The organism is Actinoplanes campanulatus (genome assembly GCF_014647795.1).
Lineage (GTDB): Bacteria > Actinomycetota > Actinomycetes > Mycobacteriales > Micromonosporaceae > Actinoplanes > Actinoplanes campanulatus.
On sequence record NZ_BMPW01000027.1, the window covers coordinates 25925 to 41839 of the forward strand.

General features: G+C 73.8%; 11 protein-coding genes. 8 read left to right on the plus strand and 3 right to left on the minus strand.

Features of this window, described 5'->3' with window-relative positions; all coding sequences use genetic code 11:
* Positions 1-3 precede the first annotated feature (3 nt).
* Positions 4-2481, plus strand: coding sequence for a phenylalanine--tRNA ligase subunit beta (gene pheT / locus IEZ13_RS38995; RefSeq protein WP_183226623.1), 2478 nt, complete (start codon positions 4-6; stop codon positions 2479-2481).
* A 54-nt stretch (positions 2482-2535) separates the two neighbouring features.
* On the opposite strand, the gene IEZ13_RS39000 is transcribed toward pheT, so the two are convergent.
* From IEZ13_RS39000 to IEZ13_RS39010, 3 genes are all read right to left on the minus strand, one after another.
* Complete coding sequence (locus IEZ13_RS39000; RefSeq protein WP_183226622.1) at positions 2536-3315, minus strand: DUF4253 domain-containing protein; 780 nt, start codon at positions 3313-3315, stop codon at positions 2536-2538.
* A gap of 151 nt (positions 3316-3466) precedes the next feature.
* Positions 3467-4528, minus strand: coding sequence for a DUF3616 domain-containing protein (locus IEZ13_RS39005; protein WP_183226621.1), 1062 nt, complete (start codon positions 4526-4528; stop codon positions 3467-3469).
* A 119-nt stretch (positions 4529-4647) separates the two neighbouring features.
* Entirely contained in the window at positions 4648-6024 is a 1377-nt protein-coding gene (locus IEZ13_RS39010; protein WP_183226620.1) for an FAD-dependent monooxygenase, read from the minus strand.
* 106 nt (positions 6025-6130) lie between these two features.
* On the opposite strand from IEZ13_RS39010, the gene IEZ13_RS39015 reads away from it, so the two are divergent.
* The 7 genes from IEZ13_RS39015 (at position 6131) to IEZ13_RS39045 (ending at position 15881) form a co-directional block, all read left to right on the plus strand.
* Complete coding sequence (locus tag IEZ13_RS39015) at positions 6131-6691, plus strand: TetR/AcrR family transcriptional regulator (protein ID WP_183226619.1); 561 nt, start codon at positions 6131-6133, stop codon at positions 6689-6691.
* 35 nt (positions 6692-6726) lie between these two features.
* Positions 6727-6942 carry a helix-turn-helix transcriptional regulator gene (locus IEZ13_RS39020; protein WP_229795591.1) on the plus strand — a complete coding sequence of 72 codons (216 nt, stop codon included), beginning with the start codon at positions 6727-6729 and terminating at the stop codon, positions 6940-6942.
* Between the two features lie 179 nt (positions 6943-7121).
* Positions 7122-7871: a GNAT family N-acetyltransferase gene (locus IEZ13_RS39025; RefSeq protein WP_183226618.1), complete on the plus strand. Its 750-nt coding sequence runs from the start codon at positions 7122-7124 to the stop codon at positions 7869-7871.
* Between the two features lie 228 nt (positions 7872-8099).
* Entirely contained in the window at positions 8100-11387 is a 3288-nt protein-coding gene (locus tag IEZ13_RS39030) for a DUF4132 domain-containing protein (protein WP_229795602.1), read from the plus strand.
* Positions 11384-12493 (plus strand): ATP-binding protein, encoded by a 1110-nt coding sequence (locus IEZ13_RS39035; protein ID WP_229795593.1) that lies wholly within the window; start codon positions 11384-11386, stop codon positions 12491-12493. Before IEZ13_RS39030 ends, IEZ13_RS39035 begins: the two co-directional genes overlap by 4 nt.
* Positions 12490-14769 (plus strand): DUF5682 family protein, encoded by a 2280-nt coding sequence (locus IEZ13_RS39040; protein WP_183226616.1) that lies wholly within the window; start codon positions 12490-12492, stop codon positions 14767-14769. The genes IEZ13_RS39035 and IEZ13_RS39040 overlap by 4 nt, the downstream gene beginning before the upstream one ends.
* The gene (locus tag IEZ13_RS39045) at positions 14766-15881 is read left to right on the plus strand and encodes a VWA domain-containing protein (RefSeq protein ID WP_183226615.1); all 1116 of its coding nucleotides are present in this window, start codon (positions 14766-14768) and stop codon (positions 15879-15881) included. Before IEZ13_RS39040 ends, IEZ13_RS39045 begins: the two co-directional genes overlap by 4 nt.
* Positions 15882-15915: the final 34 nt, after the last annotated feature.

Genomic DNA, 15915 nt, shown 5'->3' on the forward strand with positions numbered 1-15915 from the left:
GCGATGAAGACGTCACTGTCGTGGCTGCGCGAGTACGTCGAGCTGCCCGCGGGGATCACCGCTTCGGAGCTGGACGCGGCGCTGACCAACCTCGGCATGGAGGTCGAGTCCATCGTCGACCAGGCCGGCACGATCCTCGGTGACCTGGTCGTCGGCCGGGTGCTGACCATCGAGGAGCTGACCGGTTTCAAGAAGCCGATCCGGTTCTGCACGGTCGACGTCGGCCGGGACGCGCCGCAGGAGATCGTCTGCGGGGCGCGCAACTTCGCCGAGGGCGACCTCGTCGTGGTCATCCTCCCGGGTGGCGAGCTGCCGGGCGGGTTCAAGATCGGGGCGCGGAAGACGTACGGGCGGAACTCGCACGGCATGATCTGCTCCGCCGCCGAGCTGGGCCTGTCCGGTGACCACTCGGGCATCATCGTGCTGCCCGTGGACTCGGCTCAGCCGGGCGCCGACGGGCGGGCCGTGGTCGGCCTGGACGAGGTGCTGATCGAGGTGGAGATCACCCCGGACCGGGGCTACGAGATGAGCGTCCGCGGCATCGCCCGGGAGCTGTCCACGTACTTCGGCGTGCCGTTCACCGACCCGGGTCTTCTTGCCGCGCCGGGTGGGACCACCGATGTGCCCCATGCGATCTCCGTCGAGGACACCGTCGGCTGTGACCGGTTCGCGGCCCGCGTGGTCCGCGGCATCGACCCGGCCGCGCAGTCGCCGGAGTGGATGCAGCGGCGGCTCGTCGCGGCCGGCATCCGGGCCATCTCGCTGCCCGTCGACATCACCAACTACCTGATGCTCGAACTCGGCCAGCCGATGCACGTCTTCGACCTGAACCGGCTGGGCGGTGGCCTCGTCGTGCGCCGCGCCCGGGCCGGGGAGAAGCTGACCACCCTGGACGGTGTCGCGCGCTCGCTCGACGCCGAGGACATGGTGATCTGCGACGAGACCGGGCCGATCTCGCTCGCCGCCGTCATGGGCGGCGAGACCAGCGAGTGGCAGGAGGGCACGGTCGACGTGCTCCTCGAGGCCGCGCACTGGGACCCGGTCATGGTGGGCCGGACCGCGCGGCGGCACAGGCTCTTCAGCGAGGCCGCCAAGCGGTGGGAGCGGGGCGTCGACCCGGCCCTGCCGCTGGTCGCCCTGGAGCGGGCCGTCCGGATCCTCACCGAGCACGCCGGCGGGACCGTCGACGAGCGGATCCTCGACATCGACCACGTGGCCGCGCCGGTTCCGCTGACCCTGCCCGCCGACGCGCCGGGCCGGATCGTCGGGCTGCCGTACTCGGCGGAGCAGATCGCCGGCCTGCTACGGAAGGTCGGCTGCGAGGTCACCGGGAACGAGGTGCTCAGCGTCGTACCGCCGACGTGGCGGCCCGACCTGGTGGCCCCGATCGACCTGATCGAGGAGGTGGCGCGGCTCGGCGGCTACAACGAGATCCCCAGCGTGCTGCCGCCGGCCGGCAGCAGCAACGGGCTCACCCCGGCGCAGAAACGGCGCCGGTCGGTGGGCCGGGCGCTCGCCGAGAACGGTTACGTCGAGGTGCTGTCGTACCCGTTCGTCGGCCCCGGGCTGGCCGACACCCTCGGACTGCCGGCGGCCGACCCGCGGCGCAGCGCGGTGCGGCTCACCAACCCGCTGTCCGAGGAGGAGCCGCTGCTGCGGACCACCCTGCTCGGCCCGCTGCTCGGCACGCTCAAGCGCAACCTGGGCCGCGGCCGGCGGGACGTCGCGCTCTACGAGGCCGGCACGGTCTTCCTGCCGCACCTCACCTCGACCGCGCCGCCCACGCTCGGCGTGGACCGGCGTCCCACCAACGCGGAGTGGGCGGCCGCCAACGCGATCGTCCCCGAGCAACCGTGGCACCTGGCCGTGGTCCTCGCCGGCGACATCGAGCCGGCCGGCTGGTGGGGCCAGGGCCGGGCCGCGACCTGGGCGGACGCCATCGAGGCGGCGCGCGTCGCGCTCTCCGCGGCGGGCGTTCCGGACGACCTCGTCACGGTACGGGCGGGCGAGCAGGCGCCCTGGCACCCCGGCCGCTGCGCCGAGATCCTGGTCGACGGCGCGGTCGTCGGTCACGCCGGTGAGCTGCACCCGGCCGTCCTCGCGGCCCTCGACCTGCCCAAGCGCACCTCGGCCGCCGAGATCGACCTGGACGCCCTGCCGGACGCCCCGGTCGTCGAGGCGGTGAAGATCTCCACCTTCCCGCCGGCGCTGATCGACGTGGCCCTGGTCCTCGACCGCACCGTCCCGGCCGCCGAGGTCCAGGCCGCTCTCACCGAGGGCGCGGGCCCGCTGCTGGAGTCGGTCGCCCTGTTCGACGTCTACGAGTCGTCGCAGCTGGGCGAGGACAAGCGGTCGCTGGCCTACAAGCTGACCTTCCGCGCCACCGACCGCACGCTCACCTCGGAGGAGACCATCACGGCCCGCGACGCCGCGGTGGCCGTGACCGCCTCCCGCTTCGGAGCCACTCTCCGCGGCGCCTGACCCGCCCCGCTCCCGTCCGGCCGGTGGGGAACTCCCCGCCGGCCGGGCGAACTCCTAGTCCCACCAGAACGACCAGAGCGGGGCGTCGACCAGCGACGCCGCGTAATCCGCCAGCGAGCCGCAACCCTGTAGGACGTTGTCCGGGCAGAAGGCGTGATGCTCCGCGGCGATCTCCATCGCGTGATCCGCGTCGAGCGGTGGGGCGGCGACACTCAGATAGAGGCTGGCGAAACTCGCCGCCACGACGCGCACGCCGAAACGGTCCTCCCAGTTCCGCAGGACGCACGAGATCTTGGCCGTGTCGTTCTCGTGGTTGGTGGGACCGGTCCACGCCGCGTCGGTCAGCGAGTCGGCGCCACGGGAAGAGCTGATCAGGCCGAGCCGCGGCGTGATGAGCCAGCCCTTGGCCGAGACCAGGTCGGCGATCTCGGATGCGCGCTCGCCGGGATCGGCCTGCAACCGGCCACGGCGGGCCAGGCCGGGCCAGCCGGCGCGGAACGGGCCGATGCTCGCCATCAGCTCCTCCTCGCCGTCCTCCTCCTCGGGCTCGACCGATGACCACCAGCCCCCGAGGAGCGCCCCGGGATAGTGGTCGCCCGGCGCGGAACGGATCTGCCCCGGCCAGCGGTCGTCCGGATCACGCCATGGCCGGTCCGGGTCGCGGTCGGAGAGGCTGCCCAGCAGCAGCGGCCACAGGCCGGTGCGCTCGTGCTGCTCGTGCAGGACCCGCCACCAGCCGGGCTCCGGTGGGCCGGCGCTGATCCAGAGGCGACCGTCGGGGGACGGCTCCCAGCCGCCGTCGGTGGGATCCGTCTCGAGCCGGGGAGCTGACATGCGCCCGAGGCTAGACCCCGGGTACGACATTCAGCTCGGGCCCCGACAGCGGGAAGCCGCACACGGAAGTCGCCGCGTGTGTGATCGCTGAGGCCGTGGCACGTGTGGGCGGCCACGGCAGTGTGACCGTGGACGCCCACCCACGCCGCGTTCAGGGCAGGCGCAGCACGTCGGCGATCACGGCGCCGTCGGGGGTGAGGCGGTGCCGGGCGGGGCTGTCGTAGACGACCAGCACCCGGTCGGTCCCGATCAGGCTCAGGCCCTCGGCGTGGTCGTCGCCCTCGCCGTAGGTGAGCTCCAGCTCGCGGGTGATCTGGTCGTGCCGCACGATGGTGGGGATCTCGGCCCGGCAGGCGTCGTGCCACCGGTAGACGCGCACCGGCCCGTCCAGGTCCATCGTGGGGCCGGCCAGGATCAGCAGGTCGTCGCCGGCCGGGCACAGGTCGCGCACGCCGAGACCGTCCAGGTCGAGCACGTGCTTGCGGTAGAGCCGCCCGTCGTCGAACCGGTGCAGCCGCAGCCGGCCCGGGTCGTCGGGGGTGACGTAGGGGCGCAGTTCCAGCACGAACGCCCAGCCGCGCAGCACCGGCCCGCGCAGGCCCAGGTAGATCCGGTCGTCGCGGACCGCGATGCCCTCGACGTCCAGCCCGTTGTCCTTGCCCGGGATGGGCAGGAACGGACCGATGTGCTCGTCGTCCTGCAACAGCCGGCGCAGGTCGTCGCGGCCGGACAGCGCGGCCGCCCGGTGCCGTTGCCCGCCGGACTCGATCTCCCGGACCGGCGTCGGCACCCCGTCCACGTCGGCGATCGGCAGCCGGACCAGGATCTGGCGGTTGGCCTGACCCTCTACCCGGCCGAGCCGGCGCAGCGCCTTGGAGCCCTCGTGCCGGTCCTTGATCTGCTTGCGGCGCAGGCTGTGCGAGCCGACCGCCCAGAGGAACCGGCCGCTGCGGGTCAGCCCCTCGATGTCGGCCTCCTCGTCGGCGTCCGCGCCGGGCAGGGCGACGAAGTCGGCGAGGCGGAACCGGGTCTCGTCGCCGAACTCGGTGGGCTCGGCCGGATCGTCGGCGATCAGCCGCTCGATCGTGGCGGTCTCGTCCCCGGCGATCCAGAGCGCGCGCCCGTCGAGACGGACCGCGGAGAGGTTGGTGTGGGTGGCCGCGTCCTGCGATTCGCTGGAGAACCGCAGCCGCACCCGGTAGTCGACCGTCATGGTCCACATGCTCCCACCGCCGCGCACCCCCGGTGGAGATCTTGGCGTCAGCCTTACGCTTCCTTTTTCCGGTACGCCCACCCGATCTCGAAGTGGGCGGAGCGCGGTCCGGCCGCCGGTCAGGGCAGGAATCGCGCCACCGCGGCGGGGGCCTCGCCGGCCGGGCCACGCCACGCCACGTAGCCGTCCGGGCGGATCAGGCACGCCGTGCCGTCGGTGGACCCGGGGGCCGCCACGAGCACGCGGTCCTCGTACCCCTCGAGGTTCTGATCGGTGAGGAGCACGTGCCGGCCGTCGCGCAGTGCCTCGTAGAGGCGCCCGCCGTCGCGCAGGGTGACGTCGGTGGCCCGCGGCGTGCCCGGGTAGGAGATGCCGACGCCGGAGATGATCCCGGCGGCGCGGCGGGCGACCGGCGGCAGGCCGAGCAGGATCCGGCCGAGGGTGTTCCGTGCCCGGCGGCCCGCCGCGGAGCGGATCATGGCGGCCCGGATCAGCGTGCCGCTGCTGCGCAGGACCATCCGGCCCACCGGGTGGCGTTCGGCCTCGTAGGTGTCGAGCAGGCCCTCGGGGGCCCGGCCCTGGGCGGTGGCGACGAGTTTCCAGGACAGGTTCGCGGCGTCCTGGAGGCCGGTGTTCATGCCCTGGCCGCCGGCCGGTGAGTGCACGTGGGCGGCGTCGCCGGCGAGGAACACCCGGCCCACCCGGTAGCGCGGCGCCTGACGCTCGTCGCTGTGGAAGCGGGACATCCACCGGGTCTCGGTGATGCCGAAGTCGGTGCCGTGGACGCGGCGGGTGACCGCGCGGATCTCGTCGAGCGTAACCGGGGTGCGGTCGTCGACCTGGTTGTCGCGGTTCCAGGCGAAGATCCGGTACCACCCGTCGCCGAACGGGGCGACCATGGCGAAGGCGTCGCCGACCGCGTCGACCGCCAGCACGTCCCCGGGCGGGGTGGCCAGCCGCACGTCGGCCAGCATGATCGAGGTGAGCACGGCCCGGCCGGGGAAGGGCAGGCCGAGGCTCTGCCGGACGGTGCTGTGCAGGCCGTCGGCGCCGACCACGTAGTCGGCGGTGACCGTGTCGCCGTCCTCGAACTCCAGGGTGACCAGGCCGTCGTCCTGCCGCAGGCCGGTGAGGCGGGCGCCGTGGCGGAACTCGGCGCCGGCCTTCAGCGCCCGCTCGGCCAGCGCGTTCTCCACCCGGTACTGCGGGGTGATCAACAGGTACGGGAACCGGGAGGGCAGCCGGGAGAGGTCCAGCTCGATCCCGTCGAACAGCCGCAGCCGCCGCACCCGGGCGCCCTCGGCGATCAGGCCGTCGGCGAGGCCGCGGGCGTCGAGCATCTCCAGGGTGCGGGCGTGCACGCCGAAGGCCCGGGTCAGGTTGGACGTCCCGGACCGGCGCTCGAAGACGGTGACCGGGATGCCGGCGTGGGCCAGGTCGCCGGCGAGAAGGAGTCCGGTCGGGCCGGCGCCGATGATCGCGACGGTGGTGTGCATGGTGTCCTCCGCTCGCTTGCCAACAGGTGTTGGCAAAACCATAGATGTCACTCTCCGGTGTAGTCAACAGTTGTTGGCAAACGCCGGTTGGCATAGAGTGCGATGCATGACGACCCGTCGTTCCGACGCCACCCGCGCCGCGATCCTGACCGCCGCGCGGGAGCGTTTCGCCGCCGACGGGTTCGAGCGTGCCACCATCCGCGCCATCGCCGCCGACGCTCGCATAGATCCATCGATGGTCATGCGTTACTACGGCAACAAGGAGGGGCTGTTCGCCGCGGCCGCCGAGTTCGATCTGCGGCTGCCGGATTTTGCCGGCGCCGAGCCGACCGCGGTCGGAGAAGTGCTGGTCAGGCACTTCCTGGAGCGCTGGGAGGGGGATGACACGTTGCTAGCGCTGCTGCGCGCCGCGGTCACCCAGGAGGGGCCCGCCGAACGGATGCGGGCGATCTTCGCCGGGCAGCTCGGTCCGCTGGCCGCCCGGCTGGCCCCGGAGGCGGATCAGGCCCCCCTCCGGGCCGGTCTGGTCGCCTCCCAGATGCTCGGATTCGCCCTCTGCCGGTACGTTCTGCGGCTGCCCCCGATGGCCGGTCTGGAGCGGGACGAAGCGGTCGCTTGGCTCGGCCCGACCGTCCAGCGGTACCTCACCGGGCCCGATTCGCTCTAGCGCCATGACGATTGTCATGGCGCTAGAGTGGGGGCATGGAGTCGTCGACCTTCCGCCTGATGGGCGTCCACGAGATCCGCGTCCGCATCGGAGACCTCAGCCGCCAGCAGGCCTACCTGCTCGTCAACCGCCCGGACTTCCCCCAGCCGGTGGCCGTGCTGGCCCAGGGCAAGGTCTGGCTCGTTGACGAGGTGGAGGCCTGGCTCACCACGCAGCAGTCCTCTGAGGAGGGTGACTTGCGCCCGCCGTGAGTTCGTGACAGTGTCGGCCCGTGATCGCGCCGAGGGTGTGCGGTCCCGATTTCCTGAAAGAGTGAAGCCAATGATCACGGCCTGGCCCTACGGCCGCCGCTGAGCATTCTCCGCCCGCGGCGGCCCTGCATGCCCCATTCCCGCAGGTGTTTCTTCACTCTGAAAAGGCTTTCCTCACCATGGATCTGCGCATCCAGCGCTCCGTCGTGTCCCACCTCCGGACCCGTCCGCAGGTTGTCGAGATCGGCCCCTTCGTGGCCGGTCTCGACCCGGACACGACCAGTCCCTACCTCAACTACGCGTCACCGGTGCCGGGCGCGCCGATCACCGAGGCCGACGTCACGGCCCTGATCGGCGCGTTCCGGTCGGCGGGGCGCAAACCCCGGTTCGAGTACGTGTGCAGCAGCGCCCCCGAGTTGGAGGAACTGCTGCTCGCGGCCGGGTTCACCATCGAGGCCCGGCATCAGTACCTGATCTGCACTCCGCAATCGTTGACGGCGTGTCCCGTACCGGAAGGTCTGCGTCTCGTGGAACCCGGCACGGACCCGGACCGGGCCGCCATGGCCGCGGCCGTCGGCGAGGCCTTCGGCGAGTCGTGGGCCACCGATGCCGACATCGCCCGGATCCGCCGCGGCCAGGACCGCGGTGGGATCGCGCTGGCGGCGTTCACCGACGGCGGCGAGTGCGCGGGCGGTGGGCAGGCCGGCCCGCCGCAGGACCGGCTCAGCGAAGTGGGCGGCATCGGCGTCCGGGAGCCCTTCCGGAAACGTGGGCTGGCCGCGGCGATCACCGCCGAGGTGGCCCACCGGATGTTCGCCCGCGGCCTGGAGATCGCCTGGCTGGAAGCGGGCGGGGACGACTCGTGGCGGGTCTACGAGCGGGTCGGCTTCATCCCGGCCGGTCACCGGCTCTACATCTCGCTCGGCTGATCCGGCTCCCGTCTCGCGCTCGCCCCTGACGAGCGCCTTTGCGGAGCACCGGCGCGGGCCGGCCGCCTGCGCGGCCCGCGCCGGTCCTGCCAGACACTCTGGTGCACCGTGGTCGAGAAGTCCATGGGAGTCGATGCCGCCCGCCGCCCGCCCCGTTTTTGTCGGTGGGAGTCGCTAGGGTGCAGCCGTTCGATGGAGCCGAACCCTGGGGAGTGGCCGGTGAGCGAGATGCCGAGCGTGGAGACGTTCGTCGTCCCGGTGGGATGGAAACGGTTCGTGCTGCCCCGCCGATCGTCGGCGGCCGCCTCGCCGAGCGTGAAAGCGACCGACGTCACAGCCGCCGAGGCGCTGCTGACCACGTTCGAGGGCGAAGCACGGGCGGCGGTGGACAATCCGCTGACGCCGGCGGACATCGCCGCCGCCGGGCGTGCCTGGCTCGCCGGGGAGCCGGCCGCCCCACCGCTCGGGGCGGCGGCCGTCACCCAGGCGGTCGCCCGGGAGCTCCAGTGGCCCCGGCTCGACGAGTCGCTGGCCCTTCTCGGGTTCTGGCGTTCCCGCCGCGGGTTGCCGTTCGCCGCGGCGGCCGTCGCCGAGCTGGCCGCGTTCTACCCCACAGCGTTCACCACCGGCGGGGCGATCACCCGCAGCGTTCCCGACCGTGACGCCGCCGGCTACACCACGGTCCTCGCCCGGCGGATGGCGTACCGGTTGCGCCGGGCCGTCGTGGCCGCCCGCCCGGGGGAGTACGAGCGGGTGGTCGAGGCGCTCGCCGCGGTGCGCGGGCCGTCGCTCGCCCAGCGCGCGGTGATCTCCGTGATGGCGCCCGACGAGTCCGGCTGGGCGGCGGAGATCTGCGCCGAGGCGACGGCCCGGTCCGGCCTCGATGCGATCAAGCAGATGCTGCTCACCGTCGTCGACCGGGAGGAGATCGCCACCCCGCTCGCCGGGCAGGTGAACCCCTGGGCGGCGCTGCGGCAGAGCGAGGTGATCCACACCTTCGTGGGCACGCTCGGCCCGGAGGCCGCGCCCGCCCTGGCGCAGTGGTGCGACTCGCCGCGCCAGACCGACGCCCAGAGCCGGCAGAAACTGCTCGGCATGCTGGCCGTGATCGGCGGCGACCAGGCTTTCCAGGCCCTGCTCGACCGGCGCGGCCAGCCGTATGTCCCGGCCGCCCTGGCCGACGCGGCCGCCCGCCACCCGGCCCGCGCCATGCGCCTGATGGCCGCCACACCGGACGACGGCCGGCTGCTCGCCAACCACCTGGCCGGCAACCGGAGCCTCGCCGCCGAGGTCCGGCCGCTGCTCGCCGCCGAGGCCGCCGCCCGCCTGGACGAGGCGGAGGCCGTGCTGACCGCCGCCGAGACGGCGAAGGCCGCTTCCGGGGACGTCCCGGCGATCCTGCTCGACCCGCCCTGGCAATCTCCGGTGGAGCGCCACCCGATCGTCGTCGACGGGCTGGCCGGCACCGGGGAGACCACGGTGGTCTGGGCCGCCGGTGAGCGGGAGAGCTGGGCCGACGGCTCCTGGGCGGCCCGCCACGGCGGCTCCCGGGACTGGGCCGACATCGCCGGGCAACTCGACAACGGCGGCAACCCGACCTGGGACGCGATCTTCTTCTTCCTCCAGGGCCCCGACGAGCTGACCCGTCCACGGGTGGGCGCCTGGCGGCCCGTTTACTCGTACGACCTGGAGGATTGGGGTCCCGAGCTGCTGGCCCGCTACGAGGAGGCGGCCGCCCCGGCGCTCGCCGAGGCCGCCCGGCGCACGCCCCTCGTGGGCGCGCCGGTGCTGGCCCCGGTCGCCGCGCCCGAGGTGGCCCTGCTGATGGCGGGCTGGCACGCGCGGTCCCGGCCCATCCGGCGGACGGCCGCCGCCTGGTTCGCGCGGCACACCACGTTCGCGGCACGGGCACTCGTCCCGATCGCGGTCGGCAAGCGGGGCAACGCCCGGACCGACGCCGAGGCCGCGCTGCGTGTGCTGCCGCGCGACGAGGTGCTCGCCGCCGCCGGGCGGTACGGCCCGGAGGCGGTCGCCTCGGTGGAGGAGATCCTCGCCGTCGACCCGCTGACCGTCCTGCCGAAGACCATGCCGGTGCTGCCGGACTGGGCGAACCCGGCGACGCTGCCGCCGGTCCGGCTCACCGGCGACCGCGGCGAGTTGCCCCTCGACGCCGTCCGCAATCTGATCACCATGCTCGCCCTCTCCCGGCTCGACGCCGTCTATCCCGGCGTCGGCGTGGTGGTGCCCGAGTGCGAGCCGGCCGGCCTGGCCGGGTTCGGGTGGGCGCTGTTCGAGGCGTGGCGCGCGGCCGGGCACCCGGCGAAACAGAACTGGGCGCTCGACGCGCTCGGCCTGCTCGGCGACGACGAGACGGTCCGGCGGCTGGCCCCGGTCATCCGGGCCTGGCCCGGCGAGGGCGGGCACGCCCGCGCCGTCACCGGCCTCGACGTGCTCGCCGCCATCGGCACCGACGTGGCTCTCCTGTATCTCAACGGCATCGCGCGGAAGGTCAGGTTCCGCGGGCTCAAGGAACGGGCCGAGGAGAAGATCGCCGAGCTGGCGGCGGAACTCGGGCTCACCGCCGACGAGCTGGCCGACCGGCTCGTGCCCGACCTCGGGCTGGACGCCGACGGTGGCATGGTCCTCGACTACGGGCGGCGCTCCTTCACGGTGGGCTTCGACGAGCAGCTCAAGCCGTTCGTGACGGACGCGACCGGCCGCCGCCTCAAGGCGCTGCCCAAGCCGGGCGCCCAGGACGACGCGGTGCCGGCGGCGGAGGCGTATGAGCGGTTCGCCGCGCTGAAGAAGGACGTCCGGGCGATCGCCGCCGACCAGGTCCGCCGTCTGGAAGAGGCGATGACCGCCCAGCGCCGGTGGACCGGCGAGGACTTCCGGCAGTTCTTCGCCGGCCATCCGCTGCTCCGGCACCTGGTCCGCCGCCTGGTCTGGGTGCGGTTCGACGCCGCCGGCGCCCCGGCCGGCGGGGTGCGCCTGGCCGAGGACCGCAGCCTCGCCGACGTCACCGACGAGACGGTGACCCTCGGCGACGACGAGCCGATCGGCATCGCCCACCCCGTCCACCTCGGCGCCGACCTGGCCGCCTGGGCCGGGGTGTTCGCCGACTACGAGATCACCCAGCCGTTCCCCCAACTGGCCCGGGGGACCGAGCCGCTCACCTCGGAGCGGGCCGCGGCCCTCACCGGCGTGACCGTGCCCAGCACCCGGCTGCTCGGGCTGGAACGCCGTGGCTGGCGGCGCGGCGCCCCACAGGACGCCGGGGTGCAGGGCTGGTTCCAGCGGGACGTGCCCGGCGGCCGGCACCTGGTGCTGGAGATCTCGCCCGGCATCGCGGTCGGGGCGGTCGACGTCCTCGGCGACCAGACCGTCACCGCCGTCTTCCTGGCCCCGGCGTCCGGCTACCACCGGCGCCGCGGCGACTCCGACGACCGGCTCTCCGAACTCGACCCCATCACCGCGGCCGAGGCGCTGCGCGACCTGACCGAGGTGCTCACATGACCCTGTCCGTCACCATCCCCGCCGACGCCATGCAGCGCCCGCCCGCCGAGGTTCGGTATGCGGACGAGTTGGCCCGCCTGCGCGCCGCCGACGACGCGCCCACGCCGCCCGGCTGGGCGCTCAGCCTGCGCGCCGCCCGCGCCTTCGTCGTCGGTGACGACGCGCTGGGCGTCACCCGCAAGTTCGTCGGCGACCCGTCGCTGATCGACCGGGCGCTGGTCAGTCTCGCCACCAACCGGGGGCTGCTGCTGGTCGGCGAGCCGGGCACCGCGAAATCGCTGCTGTCCGAGCTGCTGGCGGCGGCGGTGAGCGGAGACTCGACGCTCACCATCCAGGGCGGTGCGGCCACCACCGAGGACCAGATCAAGTACTCGTGGAACTACGCGCTGCTCGTCTCCGAGGGGCCGAGCGAGCGGTCGCTGGTGCCGGCGCCGCTGCTGCGGGGGATGGCCGAGGGCCGGACCGTCCGGTTCGAGGAGATCACCCGGTGCCCGCTCGAAGTGCAGGACTGCCTGCTCTCGCCGCTCTCCGACCGGGTCCTCGCGGTGCCGGAGCTGCCCGGCGGGGCCGGCATGGTGTTCGCCAAGGAGGGCTTCAACATCATCGCCACGGCCAACACCCGCGACCGTGGGGTCAACGACATGAGCTCGGCGCTGAAGCGGCGGTTCAACTTCGAGACGGTCTTCCCGATCGCCGACTTCGACACCGAGCTGGCGCTCGTCGAAGCCGAGGCGGGCGCACTGCTGCGGCGCTCCGGGGTGACCGTCGCACCCCGTCGGGACGTGCTGGAGGTGCTGGTCACGGCGTTCCGCGAGTTGCGTACCGGGCGGACCGCGCGAGGCGACGAGATGGACCGGCTGTCCGGCGTGATGAGCACCGCCGAGGCCGTCGCGGTGGCGCACGCCGTCGGGCTGCGCGGCTGGTTCCTGCGCGGCACCGCCGGCAGCGCCGCCGATCTGGCCTCCTGCCTCGCCGGCACGGCCGCCAAGGACAACCCGGAGGACCTCGCCAAACTGCGCCGCTACCTGGAACAGCACACCGGCTGGCGGGCCGGCGCGCAGTGGCGGGAGCTGCGTGACGCCCGGCGGGAACTGCCCGGCGGATGAGCCTCACCGTCATCGGGGTCCGGCACCACAGCCCCGCCTGCGCTCGCCTGGTCGGCGCCACCATCGCCGCACTGCGGCCGGCCCACGTGCTGATCGAGGGGCCGGCCGACATGAACCAGCGGATCGGTGAGCTGCTGCTCGGCCACGAGCTGCCGGTCGCGATCTTCACCAGCTATGCCGACGAGCGGCGCCGGCACGGGTCGTGGGCGCCGTTCTGCGAGTACTCGCCGGAGTGGGAGGCGCTGCGGGCCGCCCGCGAGTGCGGGGCCGAGACCCGGTTCATCGACCTGCCGGCCTGGCACGAGGCGTTCGCCGACCGGGACAACCGGTACGCCGACGCCGAGCTGCGGTACGCCGAGGCGGTCGGGCGGCTGTGCGAGTCCTTCGGGGTGGACAACAGCGACGCGCTGTGGGACCACGTGGTCGAGATGGGGCCCGACGAGGGGCTCGCGGAGCGGCTGACCGCCTACTTCGACGTGATCCGGGGCGATGCCGAGGCGGGGCCCTCGGACACCGCCCGGGAGGCGTACATGGCCCGGTGGATCCGGGCGGCGCTCGCCGACGCCGGGGACCGGCCGGTCGTCGCGGTGGTGGGTGGGTTCCACCGGCCCGCGCTGCTCCGCCTCACCGCCTCCGCCGCGGCCGGCCCCGGCTGGCCGGAGATCCCGCAGCCGCCGGACGGGGCCACCGCGCGCAGCTACCTGGTGCCCTACTCGTTCCGGCGGCTCGACGCGTTCGGCGGCTACCAGTCCGGCATGCCGTCGCCGGAGTACTACCAGCAGCTCTGGGAGAGCGGCCCGGAACAGGCCGCCCGCCATCTGGTGACCGCCGTCGCCGAGCGGCTCCGCAAACGTGGCCAGGCGGTCTCCACGGCCGACCTGATCGCGGCGCGGGCCGGGGCCGAGGCGCTCGCCCGGCTGCGCGGCCACTCCTGCCCGGCCCGGGTGGACGTGCTCGACGGCCTCGCCGCCGCCCTGGTCAGCGAAGCCCTCGACGTGCCGTTGCCGTGGGCCGTGCGGGGCACCGTCACGGCCGGGCAGCACCCGGCCGTGATCGAGATGACCGCCGCCCTCAGCGGCGACCGGCACGGCCGCCTGCACCCGGACACACCCCTGCCGCCGCTCGTGCACGCCGCCACCGCCGAACTGGAGCGGCACGGCCTCGACCGGGCCGGCGAGCACGGCGCCGACCTGCTCGACCCGCGCGGGCGCGAGATCAGCCGGGTGCTGCACCGGCTCCGGGTGCTCGCGGTGCCCGGCTTCCGGCGGATCACCGGCCCGGCCACCGGCATCGACCCGGTCCTCGCCGAACGCTGGACGGTGCAGAACCACGAGCAGCGGCTGACCGCCCTCATCGAGGCCGGCGGGTACGGCCCGACCCTGGAGACCGCGGCCGCCGCCCGGATCGCGGAGAGCATCGACCAGGCCGCCGGTGATCTGGGCGCGCTGGCCGGCACCCTCTTCGACGCGGCCCTCTGCGGTGTCACCGACCTCGGCGAGGACGTGCCCGAGCGGCTGCGCCAGGGCGTCGCGGCCGGCAGCGACCTGCCCGTCCTGGGCCGGGTGCTCGCCGTGACGCTGGCGCTGTGGCGGCACGACCGGCTCCTCGGCACCGCCGGCAGCGAGGCGCTCGCCGTGGTCGTGGCCGCCGCGACCCGCCGCATCCTGTGGTTGGCCGAGGGCTGGCACGCCGCCGGCGCCCCGGCCGACCGCGGGCGGATCGCGGCGGTCGCGGCGGTCCGGGACGCGGTGCTGCACGCCGCAGCGGTGGGCGTCGACCGGGTCGCCGCCGTGGAGGTCGCCGCACGGGTGGCCGCCGACCGGGCCGCGCCACCCGACCTGCGTGGCGCCTTCTACGGGCTCGGTCACGTCCTCGCCGAGTCGTTCCTGGAGGATCCGGCGCAGGCGGTCCGTGGCGCGTTCGCGGCCGGGACCGCCGGTGACTGGCTGGCCGGGCTGTTCGGTGTGGCCCGCGAGCCGGTGCTCGCCCCCGGCGGCATCCTCGGCCTCCTGGACGAGCTCGTCACTGGTTTCGGCGCGGAGGACTTCCTGGTGGCGCTCCCGGCGCTGCGGCAGGCCTTCGAATACTTCCCGCCCCGCGAGCGGGAGACCATCGGCGAACGGCTGATGGCCCACCGTGGCGTCGACGGCTACGCCCGGGACCTGTTGCGCACCACCGTGCCGGCCGAGATCGTGGCGGCCGGGCTCGCCCTGGACGAGACCGTCGAACGGCGCCTGGCCCAGGCCGGGCTGATCAGTGCGGGGGAGACCCGATGACCGACATCGGCCTGGAACGCTGGCGGCTCATCCTCGGCGAGCCGGCCGGGAGCTGTCTGGGCGGCCTCTCCGGCGACGCGGCCGCCCAGGACGCGGCCCTCGACTGGCTGTACGGGCGCGACGAGCAGCTCGACCAGCGCGACATCCGCCGTCAGGGCGGCACCGGACCGTCCCAGCTCACCACCGTCGACTGGCTGGACGACATCACCCGGCTCTTCCCCAAGGAGACGGTCGAGCGGTTGCAGCGCGACGCCGTGGAACGGTACGAGATCGACGACATCGTCACCGATCCCGACGTGCTCCAGCGCATCGAACCCAACCCGTCCCTGCTGCGGGCCGTCCTGCGGACCAAACATCTGATGAACCCGGAGGTGCTGCGGCTGGCCCGGCGCATCGTCGAGGCCGTCGTCCGGGAGCTGATGGAACGGCTCGCCACCGAGGTGCGGCACAGCTTCTCCGGCGCCCGGTCCCGGCGGTCCAGCCGGTTCAAGCAGGCCCGCGATTTCGACGCCCGGCGCACCATCCGCGCCAACCTCGGCAACTACCGGCCGGAGGAGCAGCGGGTGTATGTCGAGACGCCCTACTTCATGTCGCGCACCCGGCGGCAGCTCTCCCAGTGGCAGGTGATCCTGCTGGTCGACCAGTCCGGGTCGATGCTGTCCTCGGTGATCCACTCGGCGGTCACGGCGGCCTGCCTGTGGGGGCTGCCCGGCGTGCGTACCCATCTGATCGCCTTCGACACCGACGTGGTGGATCTGACGTCGGACGTCAGCGACCCGGTCGAGCTGTTGATGAAGTCGCAGCTCGGCGGCGGCACCGACATCGCCCGCGCGGTCCGGTACGCGGCCCAGCTGGTCGAGCAGCCACGCCGGACGATCGTCGCGGTGATCAGTGACTTCTTCGAGGGCGGATCGGAGGCCGACCTGGTGCGCGGCGTACGGGGGCTTGTCGAACAGGGGACCATCGTGCTCGGGCTGGCGGCCCTGGACGAACAGGCGGATCCGGCGTACGACCGGGTGTGCGCGCAGAAGCTCGCCAACGTCGGCGCCTGGGTGGGCGCGATGACACCGGGCGAACTGGCCGCCTTCGTCGCCGAGCGGGTGGGCCGATGAGCGAGCTTGCGAGCGAATCATCGGGCTCAGTCGT

Coding starts and splice junctions, on each gene's coding strand:
- IEZ13_RS39045 (WP_183226615.1), top strand. CDS start 14,766: ATGACCGACATCGGCCTGGAACGCTGGCGGCTCATCCTCGGCGAGCCG.
- IEZ13_RS39000 (WP_183226622.1), bottom strand. CDS start 3,315: ATGTCAGCTCCCCGGCTCGAGACGGATCCCACCGACGGCGGCTGGGAG.
- IEZ13_RS39040 (WP_183226616.1), top strand. CDS start 12,490: ATGAGCCTCACCGTCATCGGGGTCCGGCACCACAGCCCCGCCTGCGCT.
- IEZ13_RS39020 (WP_229795591.1), top strand. CDS start 6,727: ATGGAGTCGTCGACCTTCCGCCTGATGGGCGTCCACGAGATCCGCGTC.
- IEZ13_RS39010 (WP_183226620.1), bottom strand. CDS start 6,024: ATGCACACCACCGTCGCGATCATCGGCGCCGGCCCGACCGGACTCCTT.
- pheT (WP_183226623.1), top strand. CDS start 4: ATGAAGACGTCACTGTCGTGGCTGCGCGAGTACGTCGAGCTGCCCGCG.
- IEZ13_RS39025 (WP_183226618.1), top strand. CDS start 7,122: ATGGATCTGCGCATCCAGCGCTCCGTCGTGTCCCACCTCCGGACCCGT.
- IEZ13_RS39005 (WP_183226621.1), bottom strand. CDS start 4,528: ATGACGGTCGACTACCGGGTGCGGCTGCGGTTCTCCAGCGAATCGCAG.
- IEZ13_RS39015 (WP_183226619.1), top strand. CDS start 6,131: ATGACGACCCGTCGTTCCGACGCCACCCGCGCCGCGATCCTGACCGCC.
- IEZ13_RS39035 (WP_229795593.1), top strand. CDS start 11,384: ATGACCCTGTCCGTCACCATCCCCGCCGACGCCATGCAGCGCCCGCCC.
- IEZ13_RS39030 (WP_229795602.1), top strand. CDS start 8,100: ATGCCGAGCGTGGAGACGTTCGTCGTCCCGGTGGGATGGAAACGGTTC.